This is a genomic window from Microbacterium sp. Y-01 (genome assembly GCF_003856715.1).
GTDB lineage: Bacteria > Actinomycetota > Actinomycetes > Actinomycetales > Microbacteriaceae > Microbacterium > Microbacterium algeriense.
In genome coordinates, this window is sequence record NZ_CP024170.1 from 2,889,806 (window position 1) to 2,907,681 (window position 17,876).

A 17,876-nucleotide genomic window follows, 5' to 3' on the forward strand; every position below is an offset into this window, starting at 1 on the left:
GTGTCGCATCCGACCGCGGGCGGATCCTCGAGTCGACGCCGTTCCGCACAATAGTCAGCATCCCCATGGCCGGAGTCACCATAATGGGGACATGACTGCTCCGCGCATCCTGGTCGTCGACGACGAACCCAACATCCGCGACCTGCTCTCCACGGGTCTCAGCTTCGCCGGATTCCAGGTGAAGACTGTCGCCAACGGCGCCGCGACGATCTCGGCCGTCCTCGAGGAGGAGCCCGACCTGATCATCCTCGACGTCATGCTGCCCGACATGAACGGGTTCAGCGTGACCAAGCGCCTCCGCGGCGCCGGGTTCACCGCCCCCATCCTGTTCCTGACCGCCAAGGACGGCACCGAGGACAAGATCGAGGGCCTGAACGCCGGCGGCGACGACTACGTCACGAAGCCCTTCAGCCTCGACGAGATCGTCGCGCGCGCCCAGGCGATCCTGCGTCGGACGATGCAGGCCGACGAGGAGTCGATCATCCGTGCCGGCGAGCTGTCGATGGATCAGGACACGCACGACGTGTACGTCGGCAAGGAGCCGATCGAGCTCAGCCCGACCGAGTTCAAGTTGCTGCGCTACCTGATGCTCAACCCGAACCGCGTGCTGTCGAAGGCGCAGATCCTCGACCACGTCTGGGAATACGACTTCAACGGCGACGCGGGCATCGTGGAGAGCTACATCTCGTACCTCCGACGCAAGATCGATCCGCACACGGACGAATCGCTGATCCAGACCAAGCGCGGCTTCGGCTACATGCTCAAGGTCGGCAAGTCGGTCTGACGACCGGCTGATCATCGTCGGCGCCGCCCCGCGGCGCGACCGCCGCGGCAGGGAGGACACGCATGGCGCACAAGCCCGATGCGGTCACCACCTGGTGGCGACGGATCAGCCTGCGCGCGAAGGTCACCGGCGTCACGGTCGCCGTGCTCGCCCTCGGCCTCCTGGTCGCGGGGATCGGGACGGTGCCGATCCTGCGCTCCGCCCTGGTGGGGAACATCGACTCGCAGCTGCCGGCCCTGGTCTCCACCGACCTCGTCGACCGGTACTTCGAGACCATGGACGTCGAGGGCGACACCATCTACATGGCGCGCGATGAGCAGCCGCGCGACTTCGCCTTCGCGATCTACGACGCGGAAGGGGAGCTGCAGGCCTCGACCGGCGTCTCTCCCGAGTCGGGTCCGGAGTTCCCGCCCACCTACTCGCTGCAGAAGGCCCAGTCCGCGGCGGAGACCCCGTTCGACCTGACCGGTCCGGACGGCTCCGCGTACCGCGCGGCCGTCGCGACCCTCGCCTCCCCCGGCGGAGGACTGCGCATCCAGATGGTCGCGCTGCCCCTGACCGGCGTTGACCGCATCATCAGCCAGTACTTCGGCATCTACATCACGATCGCGCTCATCACCATCCTCGTCGCGGCGCTGCTCACCCGCGGGCTCGTCACCCTCACATTCCGGCGCCTCGGCCAGGTGGAGGCGACGGCCATGTCGATCGCGGCCGGCGACTTCCGGCAGCGCATGACCGACCTCGAGCCCACGACCGAGGTCGGGCGCCTCAACACCGCCATCAACACGATGCTCGACCGCGTCGACCGCTCGCTGGCTCAGCGCGATCGCACCGTGCAGCACATGCGCCGCTTCATCGGCGATGCGAGCCACGAGCTGCGCACCCCCCTGGTGAGCGTACGCGGATACGCCGAGCTGTACCGGATGGGAGCCATCAAGGGCGAGGAGGACACCGCCAGGGCGATGGAGCGCATCGAGAAGGAGGCCATCCGCATGGGCGTCCTCGTCGAGGACCTGCTCGCCCTCGCTCGCCTGGACGAGGAGCGCGAACCGGAGATCGAGCCGCTCGACCTGCGTCCCATCGCGCGCGATGCCGCCCTCGACCTGCGCGCCGCGGCGCCCGGCCGGACCGTGACCGTGATCGATCGCACCGTCGAGGCCATGGCCCCGATCCCGCTGCGCGAAGAGCCGCAAGCGCACCCGCAGCAGCCACCGCCCCCGCGCGGCCTGTCGCGCACCGCGCTGTCGCGACTCCGGCGGCGGCCGCGGCAGCCGGAGCAGCCCCCCGCCATCGACTTCAGCGAGGTGCCGGACATCCCGGTGCGCACGCCGCCGATCGTGCTCGGCGAGGAGAACAAGGTGCGCCAGGTCGTCACCAACCTGCTGGGCAACGCCCGCCGCTTCTCTCCCGAGGACGGCCCGATCGAGATCGTCGTGGACTCCGATCGTGTCCGCGGCACCGGGAGCATCTCGATCGTCGACCACGGTGAGGGCATCCCCCCGCAGATCCGCGAGCAGATCTTCGAGCGGTTCTGGCGCGCCGACACCTCGCGCGCCCGGGAGACCGGCGGTTCCGGGCTGGGCCTGGCGATCGTGGCGTCGATCATGAAGGCCCTGCACGGCGGGGTCGACGTCTCGGAGACACCGGGCGGCGGCGCGACCTTCACGGTCATCCTGCCGCTGGCACCCGCCCGCGCCACCCCGGCGCATCTGCTCGAGGACACGCAGCCGCTGGACCGCCTCGACCTGAGCTGACGCTCCTGCACGGCTTCCCGTCCGCCGCGGTTGCTCACAGCGGCCGCGGTCCGGCCGGGGATGAGCGCTCCCGCCCCCGCGGCCCGCCTAACGTCGGAACCCGAACAGAAGGAGTTCCCATGACCGTCTTCACCGTCGACACCGAAGCCGTCCACGCCGCGCACAGCGCGACACGCGCCACGATCGCGCGCCTGCAGAGCGAGTCGGCCACGCTCATGGCCCAGCTGCGCGAGCTGCAGTCGTCGTGGATGGGCACCGCGTCCCACGCGTTCCAGGGCTGCGCCGAGCAGTGGCAGGGCGCCCAGCTGCATGTCGAGCAGGTGCTCGATGCGATCGGCTCCTCCCTCGGGGCCGCGGCGTCGCAGTACGCGGAGGCCGATCAGTACTCCGCCAGCCTATTCCGCTGACCGACGCAGAACGCCCCCGGCCGAAGCCGGGGGCGTTCTGTGTGTGAGACGTGGGTCTCCGATCCTGTGGAAGGGTCAGAAGTCCATGCCGCCCGAGGGGTCGCCGACCGGAGCGGCGCTCTTCTCGGGCTTGTCGGCGACGACAGCCTCGGTGGTGAGGAACAGCGCGGCGATCGACGCGGCGTTCTGCAGCGCGGAGCGCGTCACCTTGGCCGGGTCGATGATGCCGGCGCCGAACATGTCGACGTACTCGCCCGACGCGGCGTTGAGGCCCTGGCCCGCGGGGAGCTCGGCGACCTTGTTCGCGACGACACCCGGCTCGAGGCCGGCGTTCAGGGCGATCTGCTTCAGCGGCGCCTCGATGGCGACGCGGACGATGTTCGCACCCGTCGCCTCGTCACCCGACAGCGTGAGGCCGTCGAGCGCCTTGGTGCCGGACTGGATCAGCGCGACGCCACCACCGGGGACGATGCCCTCCTCGACGGCTGCCTTCGCGTTGCGGACGGCGTCCTCGATGCGGTGCTTGCGCTCCTTGAGCTCGACCTCGGTCGCAGCCCCGGCCTTGATGACCGCGACGCCACCGGCGAGCTTCGCGAGGCGCTCCTGGAGCTTCTCGCGGTCGTAGTCGCTGTCGGTGTTCTCGATCTCGCGACGGATCTGCGTGACGCGCCCCTCGATCTGGTCGGCCTCACCGGCACCCTCGACGATCGTGGTCTCGTCCTTGGTGACGATGACCTTGCGCGCACGGCCCAGCAGGTCGAGCGTGGCGTTCTCCAGCTTGAGGCCCACCTCTTCGGTGATGACCTGGCCACCCGTGAGGATCGCGATGTCCTGCAGCTGCGCCTTGCGACGGTCGCCGAAGCCGGGAGCCTTGACGGCGACCGACTTGAAGATGCCCTTGAGCTTGTTCAGCACGAGCGTCGCGAGAGCCTCGCCCTCGACGTCCTCGGCGATGATGACGAGCTCCTTGCCGTCCTGGATCACCTTGTCGACGATGGGCAGGAGGTCCTTGATGTTGGAGACCTTCTGGTTCGCGATGAGGATGTACGGGTCCTCGAAGACCGCTTCCTGGCGCTCCGGGTCCGTCACGAAGTACGGGTTCAGGTAGCCCTTGTCGAAGCGCATGCCCTCGGTGAGCTCGAGCTCGGTGCCGAACGTCTGCGACTCCTCAACGGTGACGACGCCCTCCTTGCCGACTTTGTCGATCGCCTCGGCGATGAGCTCGCCGATGGCCGGGTCTGCGGCGGAGATGGACGCGGTGGCCGCGATCTGCTCCTTCGAGTCGATCTCCTTGGCGCTGGCGAGCAGCTCCTCGGTGATCGCCGCGACGGCCTTCTCGATGCCGCGCTTCAGCGAGATCGGGTCGGCGCCGGCTGCGACGTTGCGCAGACCCTCGCGGACCAGGGCCTGAGCGAGGACCGTGGCGGTCGTGGTGCCGTCACCGGCGACGTCGTCGGTCTTCTTGGCGACCTCCTTGACGAGCTCCGCGCCGATCTTCTCGTACGGGTCGTCCAGCTCGATCTCCTTGGCGATGGAGACACCGTCGTTCGTGATCGTGGGGGCGCCCCACTTCTTCTCGAGGACGACGTTGCGGCCGCGCGGGCCGAGGGTCACCTTGACCGCGTCGGCGAGGATGTTGAGGCCGCGCTCGAGGCCGCGGCGGGCCTCCTCATCGAAAGCAATGATCTTTGCCATGAGTTTTTTCGTCCCTCCTGGACGTAGACGTTGGGTTTAGCACTCAGAGTAAGAGAGTGCTAACGCCATTCTGGCACTCGACACCTTCGAGTGCAAGCCGCCGACGCGGGGTCGATCCGGGCCTCAGGAGGCGGGCGCGTCCTCGGGCGTCTCGGGCGCGGAGGAGGATCGATCCAGACCGATCACGACCGTGAACTGCTTGCGCCCGTCCTCGGTCTCGCCCGGGTAGTAGTCGCTCTGCTGCACGGCCGCTCCTCCGAGCACGTCGGCCAGTCCCCTCGCGGCGAGCTCGTCACCGGCGTCGACGTAGAAGACGGTCGTGGTGGCGAAATCCTGGCTCGAGCTGTCGCCAGCGAACACGTCATCCGCCGACCAGCCCTCGGTCACGAGGGTGTCGCGCATCTGGGTGGCGAGCCCCTCGTCCGGCGTCCCGTTGAGGATCATCACCGTGATGCTCGTGTCGACGACGCCGGTCTCGACCGGGGTCGGGGCCGCACTCTGTCCCGCATCGGGGAACAGCGAGATGCGCCCCATGACGACGAGGGAGCCGAAGATGCCGGCGATGATGAGCACCAGCGCGGCGACGAACGACCACAGCAGCACGACCCAGCCGTTCATCCCCGGTGCTTCTGCGCGGTGCGCCCCCACCCGTCCGGAGGAACGGGGAACGTCATCGAAGCGATCGCGGGAGGGCTTGGACACCCCTCGATGCTAGCGGCATGTTCCTGGCAATCCGTTCCGCCGGGGTGAGCGTGCCGCCGCGAGCCCCGGCCGACCGCCGTCAGCCGACGAATCCGGGAGTGCGTGCCGAGCGGCGCAGCGCCCGCGAATCGCGGATCCGGCGGAGGCGACGCACGAGCATGGGGTCGTATTCGAGGGCGGCGTCCGAGTCGATGAGCCGCGCCAGGAGCTGGTAGTAGCGCGCGGCGCTCATCCCGAGCTGCGCACGGATGACCTCTTCCTTGGCGCCGCCGTGTCGTGGCCACGCCGTCTCCAGGGCGAGGATCGCACGATCGCGCTCCGTCAGGTCTCCGAGCATGGATCCAGGCTAGGACGCATCCGCCGCGGGAACCGCGCGCCACTCCCACCATCGCCCGAGCGGATCCGCTGCGGCGCGCACGCGTCCGTCGAGCGCCACGACGAAACCGGGCCACGAGTCGTCGACGGCGGGCTCCCACACGTCGAGCAGCCCTGGCGGATCGATCGTGATCCACCGGGCGTCGAGCGCGGAGATCCGCTCCACGAGCACCTTCCGCGCCGCGCGAGGGATGTGCACGAGCACTCCCGGCGTCGTCACGACGAGCGTGGCGTCGGCGGGGGCGAGCGCGGCGACCGCCTCGAGCCGATCGCCGGCGTCTCCCTCGACCAGCAGCGGCGGATCGGCGGCCGCGATCCGGAGCGCGGCGTCGATGCGCTCGGCGCGCCCGGTCTCCCCCGGCCACACCAGCGCACGCAGCCATCGCCGGTCGTGCTCGGAGCCCGCGTCGAGGGGTGCGAGATCGATTCCGGCCCGCCACACCACGTCCGGGAGGCGCAGCGCAGGGAGCCGCCCGCTCACCCGGCTGTCGAGCACCACCTCGGACCTGCCGTACACGGGATCCAGGGTGCCGAGGACCGTGTCGTCCTCACCGCGGAACAGGTACGAGTACCGGTCGGGGTACAGGCAGAGCCCCGCCGCCGCCCCGATCTCGAGCAGCGCGATCGGCCCGTCGATCTCGGACAGGACGGGAAGCAGTGGAGCGAGACGGAGCGGTTCATTGGTCTGCAGCGACCGGCGCCCGCACTCGGCGACCACCTCTTCGGCGTGCTGGAGCACGAAGCGACGCCACTGCGGGTAGTCGCCCAGGCCGGCGCCGAGCATCCTCGTCACGGCGAACACGAGCGGCGGCTGTCGTCTCGTCTCGGGGATCCGCAGCAGCACCCGGCGGATCGGCTCGTCCGCCGCGACTCCCGCCGCCCACTCCGTGTACAGCGCACTCCGCCCCGGCGACTCCTCGCGGGCGAAGCGGGCGTAACGCTCCTGCACGGCATCGGTCATCCGTCCATTCTGACCCGACGCACCCCGACAGCCGCCGCAGGGGGGAGAATGGAGGCGACTCAGGAGGATGAATGTCGTACAGCGTGGACAAGACCGAAGACGAATGGCGCAAGGAGCTCGGTGAGGAGCAGTACGCCGTGCTGCGTCAGGCCGCGACCGAGCGGGCGTGGACGGGCGAGCTGCTCGACGAGGAGCGCGCCGGCCTCTACACGTGCGGCGCCTGCAACGCCGAGCTGTTCAAGAGCGGGACCAAGTTCGACTCCGGCTGCGGATGGCCGAGCTTCTACGAGTCCATCCGCCCTGACGCGGTCGAGCTGATCGAGGACACGAGCCTCGGCATGGTGCGCACCGAGGTGCGCTGCGCCAACTGCGGCTCGCACCTGGGGCACGTCTTCCCCGACGGCTTCGGCACGCCCACCGGCGACCGCTACTGCATGAACTCGATCGCACTGAACTTCACCCCCGACGCGTCGTGAGCGCCCTCGACGCGGTCCGGGCGAGGCAGTCCTGGTCGAAGGTCGAAGACACCGCTCCCACGCGCGAGGAGCTGCTTCCACTGGTGTCGGCGGCGGCGCGCGTCGCCGACCACTCCTCTCTCCGCCCCTGGCGCCTGATCGAGCTGCGCGGGACGGACCGCGAGGCGCTCGGGGCCGCCATCGCCAAGGCGCAGGGGGACGCGTCGCCGTCGTCCAAGCCGCTGCGCGCGCCGCTGCTGATCGCGGTCGTGGCCAGCTATCGCAAGAGCGACAAGGTGCCGCGGTGGGAGCAGGAGGCCGTCGCCTCGGGCGTCGCGCACACGCTCAGCCTGCTCCTGGACGAGGCCGGGTGGGGCGTCATCTGGCGCACCGGCCACTACACGCGCGCCAAGGCCGTCGCCAAGGCGCACGGGCTCGACAAGAACGAGGAGCTGCTGGGCTGGCTCTACGTGGGCGCCAAGCCCGCCGGGCGGAAGCCGGGACGGCGCAAGCCCGTCGATGCGCGCAAGCTCCTCACCCGGATGCCGAAGCCGGGCGCGAAGAAGGGCAAGAAGAAGGCGAAGCAGGACGAGGCGCCCGAAGGCCGGTAGCGTCAGCGCCGGCGTCGCCACGGCAGCGCGACGAGCACCGACGCCACGGCGACGAGCACCATCGCGATCACCTGCCAGAGAGCGGGACCGGCGGCAGCAGGCCAGAGCAGGTCGATGACGACCGAGGTCACGAGCTGGCCGAGGACCGATCCCAGCCCCATCAGCAGGACCCCGGTCTGAGCGACGATCAGCGCGCCGAGGAGGATGTAGGCCGCGCCCAGGAAACCGCCGACATAGAGCCACGGCTCGACGGGGAGCGCGGACGGCGCCCCGCGGAGGGCGATGCTCACCCCGGTCGCGAGCGCGAGCACCAGGGTGCCGGCCACGAAGCTCATCAACGTCGCGGCGAGCGGCGACTGCACTCGCTGCGCGAGTCGCCCGTTGGTCGCCGCCTGCCACGCGATGCCGACGCCGGCCGCGAACGGCAGCAGCAGCATCCACAGCGGGGCGGAGGCGAGGACGTCGCCGGACAGCGAGATCCCGACCGCGGCGAGCGCGAGCACTCCGCCGAGCACGCGCCCGGGCGTGACCGCCACCACGCCGGCCGGGCCGAACCCGATCCGGTCGAGGACGAGTCCGTGCACGGTCTGCCCCGCCACGACGCCCACCGAGAACAGCGAGACACCCAGCACACCAGCCGTGACCCCTTGCGTCGACACCGTGAGCGCGCCGCACGCGCCGCCCAGCAGCATCCAGAACGGGATCGTGTGTCCGCGGATGCCCGTCCACAGCCGAGCCACTCCGCGGCGGGCGGAGGGAAGGCAGGCGATCACGACGGACAGGGCGACCAGGCCGACGGAGAAGGAGAGCAGGCCGGCGAACACACCGTCGTCGACGCGGACGCCCAGGACACCGTTGATGCGTGCCTGGATCGCCGTCATGACGCCGATCGCGACGGCCCCGCCCAGAGCCACGGGGGCGGGAAGGCGTCGGGTGACTGTCACCTGTCGACCCTATCCGAGGTGCTCGTTCCGTCCCGCACCGCGATGTCCGGGCCGGGGGCTACGCTGGCGGCATGTGCGCGAGTTACGGCCTCGATCCCCGGTTCACCGATGCAGATCTCCTCGCCGCCGCCGATGATGCGGTGCTGGAGGGTCTGCGCACCTGGGCGCAGGAGAACGCGGGTGAGACCGTGCGCCCCACCGGCAAGAACCTGCGCAACCTGAATCCTCTGATCGTGCAGCCCGACACCCAGCCGACCCTGGAGCCGGCGTGGTGGGGTTTCCTCGTGAACGGCGAGCCGGCGAAGTTCCCGTCGATCAACACCCGCTCCGAGCGCCTGCAGGACCGTCCCGGTGGAGCCCGCACCCGCGGCATCGTGCCGGCGACGAGCTGGTACGAGATGCAGAAGCCCTCTCGGCAGTGGAACGAGTTCATCGTCGACGACGGCACCCTGTTCGGCATGGCGGCCGTCACGCAGCGCGGTCGCACCGCCGACGGCGAGTGGTACACCTGCTACTCGATCGTGATGCGCCCCGCCCCGGCCCACCTCGCCGAGCTGCACGACCGGATGCCGCTGCTCGTGCCCGCCTCGCTCAGCCACGACTGGCTCACCGCACCCGGCTCGCGGGAGATCATCGACGAGGCCATCATCGCCTCCGACGAGATGGCGGATCGAGTGAGCGCCAGGCCGCGGGACTGACACCGGCAGGGTCCGTCGCGGGGAGGACACCGGATCGTGAGATGTGTACCTGGGGAGGACGCGCCCGTGCGGAGCGGTCCGTAGCGTTGAGGGCATGATCACAGCAGAAGGCCTCACGAAGAGGTTCGGAGACAAGACGGCCGTCGATGACGTGTCGTTCACCGTCAAGCCGGGCACCGTCACCGGCTTCCTCGGCCCGAACGGGGCCGGCAAGTCCACCACGATGCGCCTGATCGTCGGGCTCGACCGCCCCACCTCCGGTCGTGCCGCCGTGGCCGGCCGCGAGTACCGCAAGCTGCGCGCGCCGCTGACCGAGGTCGGCGTGCTGCTGGACGCGAAGGCGGTGCACACCGGACGCTCCGCCCGCAACCACCTCCGCGCGATGGCGGCGACCCACGGCATCCCGGCGTCCCGCGTCGACGAGGTGATCGATCTTGCCGGGATCGGATCCGTCGCCCGCAAGCGCGCGGGCAAGTTCTCCCTCGGGATGGGGCAGCGACTCGGCATCGCCTCCGCGCTGCTGGGCGACCCGCACACCCTGATCCTCGACGAGCCGGTCAACGGGCTCGACCCCGAGGGCGTGCGCTGGGTGCGGCAGTTCGTGCGGCATGCCGCCTCCGAGGGGCGCACGGTGCTGCTCTCCAGCCATCTGATGAGCGAGATGGCGCAGACCGCCGACCACGTCATCGTGATGGGCCGCGGGCGCGTGCTCGCCGACGCTCCGCTGGCGGACCTCGTCCGCTCCTGGACGCGGAACACCGTCCGGGTGCGCACGCCCCGACCCGCCGACCTGGCTGCCGCCGTCGGCGGACCGGACGTCGAGATCGTGAGCTCCGCGCCCGATCTCCTCGATGTGGTGGGGCTGCCGGCCGCCCGCATCGGAGACCTCGCCGCCGAGCGCGGCATCCCGCTGCACGAACTCACCCCGACCACCGGCTCGCTGGAGGACGCGTATCTCGCTCTCACCGGCGACTCCGTCGAGTACCGCACGAAGGAGCTCTCATGACCACGGCCCAGGCTCCCGCTCCCACGCGGACGAGCGTCGACACCGGTCGGCGACTGACCTTCTTCCGCGCCTTGCGCAGCGAGTGGATCAAGCTCGCCACCCTTCGTTCGACCTGGTGGTCGATCGGGATCGCCGCGGCCCTCACGATCGGGATCGCCGTGCTCATCGCGCAGGCGATCGAAGCTCCCGGCTTCGATCCGATCCAGGCCGTCGTGATGCCGATCCAGTTCACGATGCTCCTCGCCGGCATCATCGGCGCGATCTCGGTCACCGGCGAGTACTCGACCGGCATGATCCGGTCGACGCTCACCGCCAACCCGGTGCGCGGCTCGGTGCTGGCGGCGAAGTCGGTCGTGCTGGCCCTGTTCCTGTTCCTGTCGTCGGTCGTCATCTTCACGGTCGCGGCCGTCGCGGTCTCCCTCGTGGTCGCGTCGCGGGATCAGAGCATCGACTGGTCGGACCCGTCCGCGTCGCTGCTGCCGATCCTGGTGTCGTCCCTGTCGATGGCGGTGTTCGCGCTGATCGGCGTCTCCTTCGGGTTCATCCTGCGCTCCGGCGCCGGAGCCATCGCGGCCACGGTCGGCGTCCTGTTCGTGCTGCCCATCGTCGCGAGCTTCTTCTCGATGGCCGGCGAGGCGTGGGCATGGGTCGTGGATGCGTCCGCGTACCTGCCTGTCGCAGCGGCCCAGAGCGCGATCATGCCGAGCGAGACCGCGGCGCTCGACGCGCCTGTCGCCTTCCTGACCCTCGGATGCTGGGTGGTCGGCGGCGCCCTCGTCGCCTGGGGCGTGCTGCGCTCGCGCGACGCGTAGAGTCGGCGACGTGAGCAGAACGCGCAGCCGCAGCGACTCGATCCGCGAGGACGAGGAGCTGCGGCTTCCGCGTGCGCCGGGGGTCCTCCGGCGGTTCTGGGCGCGGCACCCTGTCTTCGCCGACGTCCTCCTGGCCCTGATCTGCCTGCTGCTGTCTCTCGCGCCGGCTGCCCGCGTGAACGACCCGGCCATCCCCGAGCCGGTGTCGATCGGCCTCAACGTCCTGGCGACCGTCATCATCGTCGCCTCCTGCGCGACGCTGCTGTGGCGACGTCGCGTGCCCCTCCTGCCCTTCCTCGCGGCGATGGTCCTGGGCACGCTCGCGCTGCTCGTCGGGTTGCAGGGCGGAAGCCCCCTGCTGCTGTTCGCCTCCTACGGACTCGCCGTGTACAGCTCCTCCCGCGCGGCCTGGAGGTGCTTCGGCATCGGCGCGACCTGGCTGGTGGGCATCGCGCTCATGCTGACCCTGCGGGGGATGATCGACCTGCAGGACGCGCTCAACACCGTGCTTCCGGACATCGTCCTCGGCTTGATCGGCACGCTCATCGGCGTCAACGTCGGTGGGCGCAAGCGCTACATCGCGGCGGTCATCGATCGCTCGCGGCAGCTGCTGGTCGAGCGCGACCAGCAGGCGCAGCTCGCCGCCGCCGCCGAACGCGCCCGCATCGCGCGCGAGATGCACGACATCGTCTCGCACTCGCTCACCGTGGTCGTCGCGCTCTCAGAGGGTGCGGCCGCGACGCCCGACAGCGTCCAGGCTCGGAGAGCCGCGACGGCCGCCGCCGAGACCGCACGCGCCGCGCTCACCGAGATGCGCTCGATGCTCGGCGTGCTGCGCGACGACGACTCGCCGCTGCCGCTGGCACCGGTGCACCCCGTGCTGCCCGCGGACACGGTCGAAGCCGCCCAGCGCGCCGGCTTCCCGGTGACCCTCACCGTGGCCGGGCAGGCCGAGGTCGCGCCGGCGGTCGCTCACGCGATCGGTCGGATCGTGCAGGAGGGCGTCACCAACGCCATGCGGCACGCGCCGACCGCGAGTGCCGTCACGGTGCGCCTGGACTATGCGCCGGACACGGTGACGATCGAGATCGTGAACGACGGCGTCTCGGGCGGGGCCGGATCGGGCGGATTCGGGGTGCGGGGTCTCGCGGAGCGCGCGATGCACGTGCACGGCACCGTCCGCTCCGAGGCCGTCGACGGAGGACGATGGATGCTGCACGCCGTGCTGCCCGTCGACGGGCGCCCCGCGGACCCGCGGATCGAGACGACGGAGGAGACAGGATGACACCCGAGATCAGAGTGCTCCTGGTGGACGACCAGGAGCTGATCCGGCTCGGCTTCCGGATGGTGCTGGAGGCTGAGGAGGACATCGTCGTCGTCGGCGAGGCCGGGGACGGCAGGGCGGCGATCGCGCAGAGTGCGGCCCTGGCACCCGACCTGGTGCTCATGGACGTGCGGATGCCGGAGCTCGACGGCATCGCGGCCACGCAGGAGATCGTGCGCGCCCATCCGCAGACCCGAGTGCTGGTCCTGACGACGTTCGACCTGGATGAATACGCGTTCGGCGCGATCCGTGCCGGGGCGAGCGGATTCCTGTTGAAGGATGCGCAGCGCCACGAGATGATCTCCGCCGTCCGGGCCGTGCACCGCGGCGATGCCGCCCTGTCACCGCGAGTGACCCGGATGCTGATGGAGCACGTCGGCTCGCGGCTCGATGCGCCATCGGCGGCCCCCGATCCGACGGTCGCTGCGGAACGGGCGGCCGTCGACTCGCTCACCGACCGCGAACGGGATGTCTTCCTGGCGATCGGCCACGGACTGACCAATGCCGAGATCGCGCAGCGGCTGTTCGTGGGAGAGTCCACGGTGAAGACACACGTGGGACGGGTGCTGGCGAAGCTCGGCGCGCGTGACCGCATCCACGCGGTGATCGTGGCGCATCGGCTCGGACTCGTCGGCGACTAGCCCCGAGCGCTCATGCCTGCGCGGGCGTCCATTCCGAGACGCGGTCGAGCAGCCGGACCTCTTGCGTGGAGAGTTCGAGGCGGGCGCCGGCGAGCAGGTCGGGCACCTGGTCGGCGGTCCGCGCGCTGGCGATCGGCGCCACCACCGTCGGCTGGGCCCGCAGCCAGGCGAGGGCCGTCGCCGCGATCGAGGCGTCATGCTTCGCGCCGATCTCCTCGAGCGTGTCGATGATGCGCAGCCCGGCGGCCGTCGCGTACTTCGCGGCGCCCTGCGCGCGGGGCGAGCTCTGCCCCTCGGCATCCGTCGAGCGGTACTTCCCGGTGAGGAACCCGCTCGCCAACGCGAAGTACGGAACGAGACCCAGGTCGAACTCCTCGGCGATGGGGATGATGGTCTCCTCGACGTCGTTGCGGTGCACGAGGTTGTAGTGGGGCTGGATGGCGACCGGCAGCGGTGCGCCGATGCGCTGGGCGATGTCGATCCACTCGCGAATGCGCGACGCCGAGTAGTTCGAGACGCCGATGTGCCGCACCAGGCCGTCGTCGACGAGTCGGCCGAAGGCGGCGACCGTCTCCTCCAGGGGCACGCTCGCGTCGTCGAAGTGGGCGTAGTAGAGGTCGATCTCGTCGACGCCCAGACGGCGGAGCGAAGCCTCTGCGGCTTTGCGCACGTTGTCTGCGGAGAGTCCGGAGAACAGCGGATGCTGGCTCACCTTGGTGGCGACGACGACGCCGGAGGGCTTGCGGGAGGCCAGCCATCCGCCGATGATCGTCTCGCTCTCACCGCCCTCGTTGCCCGGGACCCAGGAGCTGTAGGAGTCGGCGGTGTCGATGAAGTCGCCGCCTCCGTCCACGAACGCGTCGAGGACCGCGAAGGACGCATCGCGGTCGGCCGTCCAGCCGAACACGTTGCCCCCGAGGGCCAGAGGGAGGACGTCGAGATCACTGTTGCCGATGCGGGTCATGTCGAGGACAACCGCCGCCGATGCCGACCGCATTCCCGCATGACGTGATGTTGCAGCGCCGCGGGGGTCAGACCGGCGCGTCCTCCCGGTCGGGGGTGCGGGGCGGCGGGCTCACGAGCTGCGGGTCCGGCGCGTGCGCGACCAGGGGATCCTTTCCCGGATAGTCGAAGCGGGCGAGAACGACTCTGATCGCCTCGAGCCTGGCCCGCCACTTGTCCTCCGCCGCGATCACGGTCCACGGTGCGAAGGAGGTGTGGGTGCGCGCGAACATGGTCTCCTCCGCTCTCACGAAGTCCTGCCATCGGTCGGCGCCCGCGATCCGGGTCCCACTCAGCTTCCACTGCCCCAGGGCGTCTCCCGCACGACGGTCGAACCTCCTGGTCTGCTCGGCCTCGTCGATTGCGAACCACAGCTTGACCATCCGGATGCCGCACCCCACGAGCATGTGCTCGAACTCCGGAGCCGTCTGCAGGAACTCCTCGTGCTCCGAGGCCGAGCAGTACCCCATGACCGGCTCCACGCCGGCGCGGTTGTACCAGGAACGGTTCATGAAGACGATCTCGCCGCCGGAGGGCAGGTGCGCGACGTGGCGCTGGAAGTACCACTGGGTCCGCTCCTGGTCCGTCGGCTTGTCCAGCGCGACCGTGCGAGCGCCGCGAGGGTTGAGGTGCTCCGTGAACGCCCTGATCGCCCCTCCCCTGCCCGCGCCGGCGCGGCCTTCGACGAGCACCAGCAGGCGATCGGCAGAGCGCCGGATGTCAGCCTGGAGTTTGAGCAGCTCGACCTGCAGCGAGCGCTTCTCACGCTCGTACGCCGTCCGCGTGATCCTGCCGGGGAGGCTGCTCATGCGTCGCCTTTCGGGAGATTCTCGAGGCGCCCGCCGAAGAGGGGCAAGCGCAGGTGACCGTGGCGGGGAGTCGGTCACCTGCGCCCGGAGTAACATATCACTCTCTAGTGCGATACTCCGGCATGCGTTGTGTCGAGCGGGGCGCAGCCGTCGTGCGCCCCTCATGAAGAACGCCCGCCATCCCGAAGAACAGGGATGGCGGGCGTTGCTGTGCGGAGCCGACTACGGGACTCGAACCCGTAACCCCCGTTTGAAAGATGCCGTGTCTATAGGTGTACTTCGGTGAACTTCCCGCGGGAATCCACGGACTCGGTACAACCATGTACAGGCAAGTACGCGCGCAAAACCACGACTAAACCATGGACCCGCCGAAGCTCGACACGGGTCAAGCCGCCGTTCTGCGAGTCCGCACGCTGGCTCGCAGAGCAGCCCGATCGCGGACGCGTCGAGCCGTGACCGCATCCGCTTTGACCCCCTCAAGCGAAGTTGCAGCGCGAGCCAGCAGCACGAAATATCTGGTGGGAGTGATGCCCAGCTCGCGACGGATGGCATCATTCTTCATCGGGCCGAACGGCATCAGATGGGCAGCTTCGAAGGCGAGGAGTCGTTCAGGCGTCACGGTTCCGATCCTCTCCCCACCACTGACGTTCGCTCGCGCTCACTGCCCGAGGATGCGGTACACCTGCATTCGCGAGAGGCCGGACGCGCGTGCGATCTCGGTTGGGCTCAGCGCCGGCTCTCCGGCCGCTGCAGCGCGGATCGCGGCGTCGCGTTCGGTGCGCCACTTCTCGAGCTGTGCGACGGCCTCGCGGATGCGCTCGGCGGGGTCAGCGGTCACGGTCACGGCGAGCTCCTCGGATCGCGATGACGAGGGCCGCGACGCTCAGCGCGAAGGCGGCGATGCTGATGATCCAGGTCACAGGTTCCATCTCGATACCCTTCGGTATGGTGGAGGGAGTCGGCCCCGAGATACTTGTTCTATCTCGGGGCCTTCCTCTGCCATTCGCGGCGTCGGTTCCGTTTCGCGGTCTGCCAGAGGATTACCGCGGTGATCATGTTGATCAGAACGGTGAGGATGCCGATGATTTCCACCGGTTCCTCCCTCCTGCCGGGCGCCTTGCCCGACCATCTAAGTGTAACACCGCGTGACACTTAAGTGCAACATCAAGTTACACATTCGATGGTGTCGCCGGAACCACGTACACTCGAACCTCTCGGCCGGAGGAAGGAACACACCGGCTATGGGGAACCCTGGGGCGACGCTCTCCGCGTACCGCGACAAGCAGTCGCAGGCCCGATCAATCCTCGAGGCCGCGAAGCACGGCCCGCTGCAGTCGCTCACCGACCGCGAGCTCGACGTGCGCGAGCAGCCCGTCACTATCTACCCGCGGCCCGCCGCCGTGCGCGCGTGGGTTCGGTTCGGCCCGAAGCGGTGCGCGTCGACGCGAAAGTGATGCGCTCCACGCCCCTCGCCGCCGGAATCGAGTTCCGCGCCGGCGACCAGACCTTCCGCTGTTGGGTATGGGGCAACGGCGTGCAGCTCGTCGACGAGACCTAGTCGAGAGGCGCGAGCCGTCCGCGATCATTCGCGAAGTCCGCGAGCTCCTGGCGAAGGTCCTTCATCCGGTCCGAAGCCACTGTGCGCATATCCACGTAAGCGTGACCCACAGGGCGAGGCGTCGATGAGGGAACCGCAGAGTCGTCGATACACCGCAGGAAAACGCTGGTGAGCTCCGCGATCGACACCCCCCAAGTGCCCTTGGTTCTCGGTTTCGTAATCAACCGCTCGTCAAACGCCCCTTGTGCGGTTTGTTTTGAGGACCGCACGCCAGAGAGCTTTCCGTGATCGTTTGTAGGGTGGAGCCTGAAAGCCACAGCCCCGAGCTCGTCACGGTCCTCGACGGCGTCAGGGAACGCGTGACGGTACCAAATCTCTTTCGGGTCGTCGACGAGCTCTTCGCCTTCCTCAAGGCCGGATGTCATGCGGCCATAAGGAAAGCTGCGGCCGCTCGATCGCTCTCAAGCAGGTAATGATGGTGGACGTGTAGCTTCTTGTCGTGGATAGCCCCGGTGATCTCGCCGGGGTTCACCTCGAGGATCCTTGTCTCAGTAGCTCCGCGCTTTTGGATGGTTAGCCCCGCCTGCTCCGAGGGGAAGATGCGAAGCTCAGCATCTCTGCGCGCCTGACTGATAAAAGACAGGATCTTGAGCGCATGGTCGGCAGCGGCTTGAGACAATGCGGGCAGGCCGAGTTCAAGGCTCCACTCAGGAGCGCTCTCGACGAGGAAGTCGATTCGCGCCTCTGTGTTACCGCGAGATTCCCCTCCTCGCCGCACGTCGCTCACAAGTGCATTGTACGCCTTGCGTCCACGATTCGGCTCTGTCTTCACTCCTACGCGGGTACGGGTGAAACCGATATCGCTCGCCGATGCAAGACGGGCGTTCTTTCCCCGAATGCCTCCACTCGTCGGGCGGGACTCAAGGGTCAGCACGTTCAGCCCCTCCGAGCGCGTGAAGCACGTCAACGCCTCCAGCGAATCCAACGCGCTCGAATCGGCAACCGTCGAACTCGCAAGACACCAGACCGATCGCTCCGATGACAAGCTCCCTCGCCGGGTTCAACTCCCAGAACAGCGCCTCCGGATCACCCGTAAAGACGCCATTCGTGATCGAAGTCTCGCTCATGGGAATCACAATCGCCGGACCGAGAACGAGGCAGTCTCTGAACGTGACACCTTCGATAGTGTCCGAGGTCACGGCAAGATCGGCCAACCGGACGACTTCGTTTTCGTAGTGCTTTCGCGCCATGCTCGCATGTTAGCCGAAGGCGGAGTGCCACACGCTCGAATGACGAAGACCCCCACTCAGCCCGCAGGCTGGGTGGGGGTCTTCTAGT

Annotated in this window: 22 protein-coding genes; 11 read left to right on the top strand and 11 right to left on the bottom strand. The window is 69.1% G+C overall.

The features are described from left to right. Positions 1-91: 91 nt before the first annotated feature. The 3 genes from CSX12_RS13755 (at position 92) to CSX12_RS13765 (ending at position 2,945) form a co-directional block, all read left to right on the top strand. The gene (locus tag CSX12_RS13755; protein ID WP_124896166.1) at positions 92-784 is read left to right on the top strand and encodes a response regulator transcription factor; all 693 of its coding nucleotides are present in this window, start codon (positions 92-94) and stop codon (positions 782-784) included. Positions 785-846: 62 nt separating this feature from the next. After that, positions 847-2,538, top strand: coding sequence for an ATP-binding protein (locus CSX12_RS13760; protein WP_124896167.1), 1,692 nt, complete (start codon positions 847-849; stop codon positions 2,536-2,538). Between the two features lie 119 nt (positions 2,539-2,657). Next, the gene (locus tag CSX12_RS13765; protein ID WP_017201390.1) at positions 2,658-2,945 is read left to right on the top strand and encodes a WXG100 family type VII secretion target; all 288 of its coding nucleotides are present in this window, start codon (positions 2,658-2,660) and stop codon (positions 2,943-2,945) included. A gap of 75 nt (positions 2,946-3,020) precedes the next feature. Here the strand turns inward: CSX12_RS13765 and groL are convergent, their stop codons facing one another. From groL to CSX12_RS13785, 4 genes are all read right to left on the bottom strand, one after another. Beyond that, the gene (groL, locus tag CSX12_RS13770) at positions 3,021-4,640 is read right to left on the bottom strand and encodes a chaperonin GroEL (protein ID WP_017201391.1); all 1,620 of its coding nucleotides are present in this window, start codon (positions 4,638-4,640) and stop codon (positions 3,021-3,023) included. A 123-nt stretch (positions 4,641-4,763) separates the two neighbouring features. Beyond that, entirely contained in the window at positions 4,764-5,342 is a 579-nt protein-coding gene (locus CSX12_RS13775; RefSeq protein WP_225855752.1) for a LytR C-terminal domain-containing protein, read from the bottom strand. A gap of 79 nt (positions 5,343-5,421) precedes the next feature. After that, positions 5,422-5,679: a DUF3263 domain-containing protein gene (locus CSX12_RS13780; RefSeq protein ID WP_017201393.1), complete on the bottom strand. Its 258-nt coding sequence runs from the start codon at positions 5,677-5,679 to the stop codon at positions 5,422-5,424. A 9-nt stretch (positions 5,680-5,688) separates the two neighbouring features. Continuing rightward, entirely contained in the window at positions 5,689-6,678 is a 990-nt protein-coding gene (locus CSX12_RS13785) for a DUF2332 domain-containing protein (protein WP_124896168.1), read from the bottom strand. A 71-nt stretch (positions 6,679-6,749) separates the two neighbouring features. Here CSX12_RS13785 and msrB point away from each other — a divergent pair, with 71 nt between their 5' ends. Together msrB and CSX12_RS13795 are read left to right on the top strand one after the other, a co-directional pair. Then, entirely contained in the window at positions 6,750-7,154 is a 405-nt protein-coding gene (gene msrB, locus CSX12_RS13790; protein ID WP_017201395.1) for a peptide-methionine (R)-S-oxide reductase MsrB, read from the top strand. Then, complete coding sequence (locus CSX12_RS13795) at positions 7,151-7,744, top strand: nitroreductase family protein (protein WP_124896169.1); 594 nt, start codon at positions 7,151-7,153, stop codon at positions 7,742-7,744. The genes msrB and CSX12_RS13795 overlap by 4 nt, the downstream gene beginning before the upstream one ends. A gap of 2 nt (positions 7,745-7,746) precedes the next feature. Here CSX12_RS13795 and CSX12_RS13800 read toward each other — a convergent pair whose 3' ends face one another. Next, positions 7,747-8,658 (bottom strand): DMT family transporter, encoded by a 912-nt coding sequence (locus CSX12_RS13800; protein ID WP_124896923.1) that lies wholly within the window; start codon positions 8,656-8,658, stop codon positions 7,747-7,749. Between the two features lie 101 nt (positions 8,659-8,759). On the opposite strand from CSX12_RS13800, the gene CSX12_RS13805 reads away from it, so the two are divergent. The 5 genes from CSX12_RS13805 to CSX12_RS13825 all read left to right on the top strand — a co-directional run bounded on the left by CSX12_RS13805 (position 8,760) and on the right by CSX12_RS13825 (position 13,169). Then, positions 8,760-9,386, top strand: coding sequence for an SOS response-associated peptidase family protein (locus CSX12_RS13805; protein ID WP_124896170.1), 627 nt, complete (start codon positions 8,760-8,762; stop codon positions 9,384-9,386). 94 nt (positions 9,387-9,480) lie between these two features. Continuing rightward, the gene (locus CSX12_RS13810; RefSeq protein ID WP_017201399.1) at positions 9,481-10,392 is read left to right on the top strand and encodes an ATP-binding cassette domain-containing protein; all 912 of its coding nucleotides are present in this window, start codon (positions 9,481-9,483) and stop codon (positions 10,390-10,392) included. Beyond that, complete coding sequence (locus tag CSX12_RS13815) at positions 10,389-11,204, top strand: ABC transporter permease (RefSeq protein WP_017201400.1); 816 nt, start codon at positions 10,389-10,391, stop codon at positions 11,202-11,204. The genes CSX12_RS13810 and CSX12_RS13815 overlap by 4 nt, the downstream gene beginning before the upstream one ends. Before the next feature lie 10 nt (positions 11,205-11,214). Next, positions 11,215-12,489 carry a sensor histidine kinase gene (locus CSX12_RS13820; RefSeq protein ID WP_017201401.1) on the top strand — a complete coding sequence of 425 codons (1,275 nt, stop codon included), beginning with the start codon at positions 11,215-11,217 and terminating at the stop codon, positions 12,487-12,489. Next, positions 12,486-13,169, top strand: a complete 684-nt coding sequence (locus CSX12_RS13825; protein ID WP_017201402.1) for a response regulator transcription factor — start codon at positions 12,486-12,488, stop codon at positions 13,167-13,169. The genes CSX12_RS13820 and CSX12_RS13825 overlap by 4 nt, the downstream gene beginning before the upstream one ends. A gap of 10 nt (positions 13,170-13,179) precedes the next feature. On the opposite strand, the gene CSX12_RS13830 is transcribed toward CSX12_RS13825, so the two are convergent. The 3 genes from CSX12_RS13830 to CSX12_RS13845 form a co-directional block, all read right to left on the bottom strand. Continuing rightward, a complete protein-coding gene (locus tag CSX12_RS13830) occupies positions 13,180-14,133 on the bottom strand; it encodes an aldo/keto reductase (protein ID WP_124896171.1) in 954 nt (317 codons plus the stop codon). A gap of 67 nt (positions 14,134-14,200) precedes the next feature. Beyond that, positions 14,201-14,980, bottom strand: a complete 780-nt coding sequence (ppk2, locus tag CSX12_RS13835; RefSeq protein WP_124896172.1) for a polyphosphate kinase 2 — start codon at positions 14,978-14,980, stop codon at positions 14,201-14,203. 658 nt (positions 14,981-15,638) lie between these two features. Next, the gene (locus CSX12_RS13845; RefSeq protein WP_124896174.1) at positions 15,639-15,824 is read right to left on the bottom strand and encodes a hypothetical protein; all 186 of its coding nucleotides are present in this window, start codon (positions 15,822-15,824) and stop codon (positions 15,639-15,641) included. Positions 15,825-16,221: 397 nt separating this feature from the next. Between CSX12_RS13845 and CSX12_RS13850 the strand changes: the two genes are divergently transcribed. Next, positions 16,222-16,434: a hypothetical protein gene (locus CSX12_RS13850; RefSeq protein WP_241160468.1), complete on the top strand. Its 213-nt coding sequence runs from the start codon at positions 16,222-16,224 to the stop codon at positions 16,432-16,434. Between the two features lie 100 nt (positions 16,435-16,534). Here the strand turns inward: CSX12_RS13850 and CSX12_RS13855 are convergent, their stop codons facing one another. From CSX12_RS13855 to CSX12_RS13865, 3 genes are all read right to left on the bottom strand, one after another. Next, the gene (locus CSX12_RS13855) at positions 16,535-16,963 is read right to left on the bottom strand and encodes a hypothetical protein (RefSeq protein ID WP_124896175.1); all 429 of its coding nucleotides are present in this window, start codon (positions 16,961-16,963) and stop codon (positions 16,535-16,537) included. Next, positions 16,960-17,325, bottom strand: coding sequence for a hypothetical protein (locus CSX12_RS13860; RefSeq protein WP_124896176.1), 366 nt, complete (start codon positions 17,323-17,325; stop codon positions 16,960-16,962). The genes CSX12_RS13855 and CSX12_RS13860 overlap by 4 nt, the downstream gene beginning before the upstream one ends. 133 nt (positions 17,326-17,458) lie before the next feature. Further along, a complete protein-coding gene (locus CSX12_RS13865; protein WP_124896177.1) occupies positions 17,459-17,788 on the bottom strand; it encodes a hypothetical protein in 330 nt (109 codons plus the stop codon). Positions 17,789-17,876 lie beyond the last annotated feature (88 nt).

Bases quoted from the DNA above. Each gene is read 5' to 3' on its own strand.
- CSX12_RS13755 (WP_124896166.1), top strand. From the start codon at position 92: ATGACTGCTCCGCGCATCCTGGTCGTCGACGACGAACCCAACATCCGC.
- CSX12_RS13830 (WP_124896171.1), bottom strand. From the start codon at position 14,133: ATGACCCGCATCGGCAACAGTGATCTCGACGTCCTCCCTCTGGCCCTC.
- CSX12_RS13810 (WP_017201399.1), top strand. From the start codon at position 9,481: ATGATCACAGCAGAAGGCCTCACGAAGAGGTTCGGAGACAAGACGGCC.
- CSX12_RS13865 (WP_124896177.1), bottom strand. From the start codon at position 17,788: ATGGCGCGAAAGCACTACGAAAACGAAGTCGTCCGGTTGGCCGATCTT.
- CSX12_RS13760 (WP_124896167.1), top strand. From the start codon at position 847: ATGGCGCACAAGCCCGATGCGGTCACCACCTGGTGGCGACGGATCAGC.
- CSX12_RS13855 (WP_124896175.1), bottom strand. From the start codon at position 16,963: ATGACATCCGGCCTTGAGGAAGGCGAAGAGCTCGTCGACGACCCGAAA.
- CSX12_RS13785 (WP_124896168.1), bottom strand. From the start codon at position 6,678: ATGACCGATGCCGTGCAGGAGCGTTACGCCCGCTTCGCCCGCGAGGAG.
- CSX12_RS13780 (WP_017201393.1), bottom strand. From the start codon at position 5,679: ATGCTCGGAGACCTGACGGAGCGCGATCGTGCGATCCTCGCCCTGGAG.
- msrB (WP_017201395.1), top strand. From the start codon at position 6,750: ATGTCGTACAGCGTGGACAAGACCGAAGACGAATGGCGCAAGGAGCTC.
- CSX12_RS13765 (WP_017201390.1), top strand. From the start codon at position 2,658: ATGACCGTCTTCACCGTCGACACCGAAGCCGTCCACGCCGCGCACAGC.
- CSX12_RS13850 (WP_241160468.1), top strand. From the start codon at position 16,222: ATGGGGAACCCTGGGGCGACGCTCTCCGCGTACCGCGACAAGCAGTCG.
- CSX12_RS13815 (WP_017201400.1), top strand. From the start codon at position 10,389: ATGACCACGGCCCAGGCTCCCGCTCCCACGCGGACGAGCGTCGACACC.
- CSX12_RS13825 (WP_017201402.1), top strand. From the start codon at position 12,486: ATGACACCCGAGATCAGAGTGCTCCTGGTGGACGACCAGGAGCTGATC.
- ppk2 (WP_124896172.1), bottom strand. From the start codon at position 14,980: ATGAGCAGCCTCCCCGGCAGGATCACGCGGACGGCGTACGAGCGTGAG.
- groL (WP_017201391.1), bottom strand. From the start codon at position 4,640: ATGGCAAAGATCATTGCTTTCGATGAGGAGGCCCGCCGCGGCCTCGAG.
- CSX12_RS13805 (WP_124896170.1), top strand. From the start codon at position 8,760: ATGTGCGCGAGTTACGGCCTCGATCCCCGGTTCACCGATGCAGATCTC.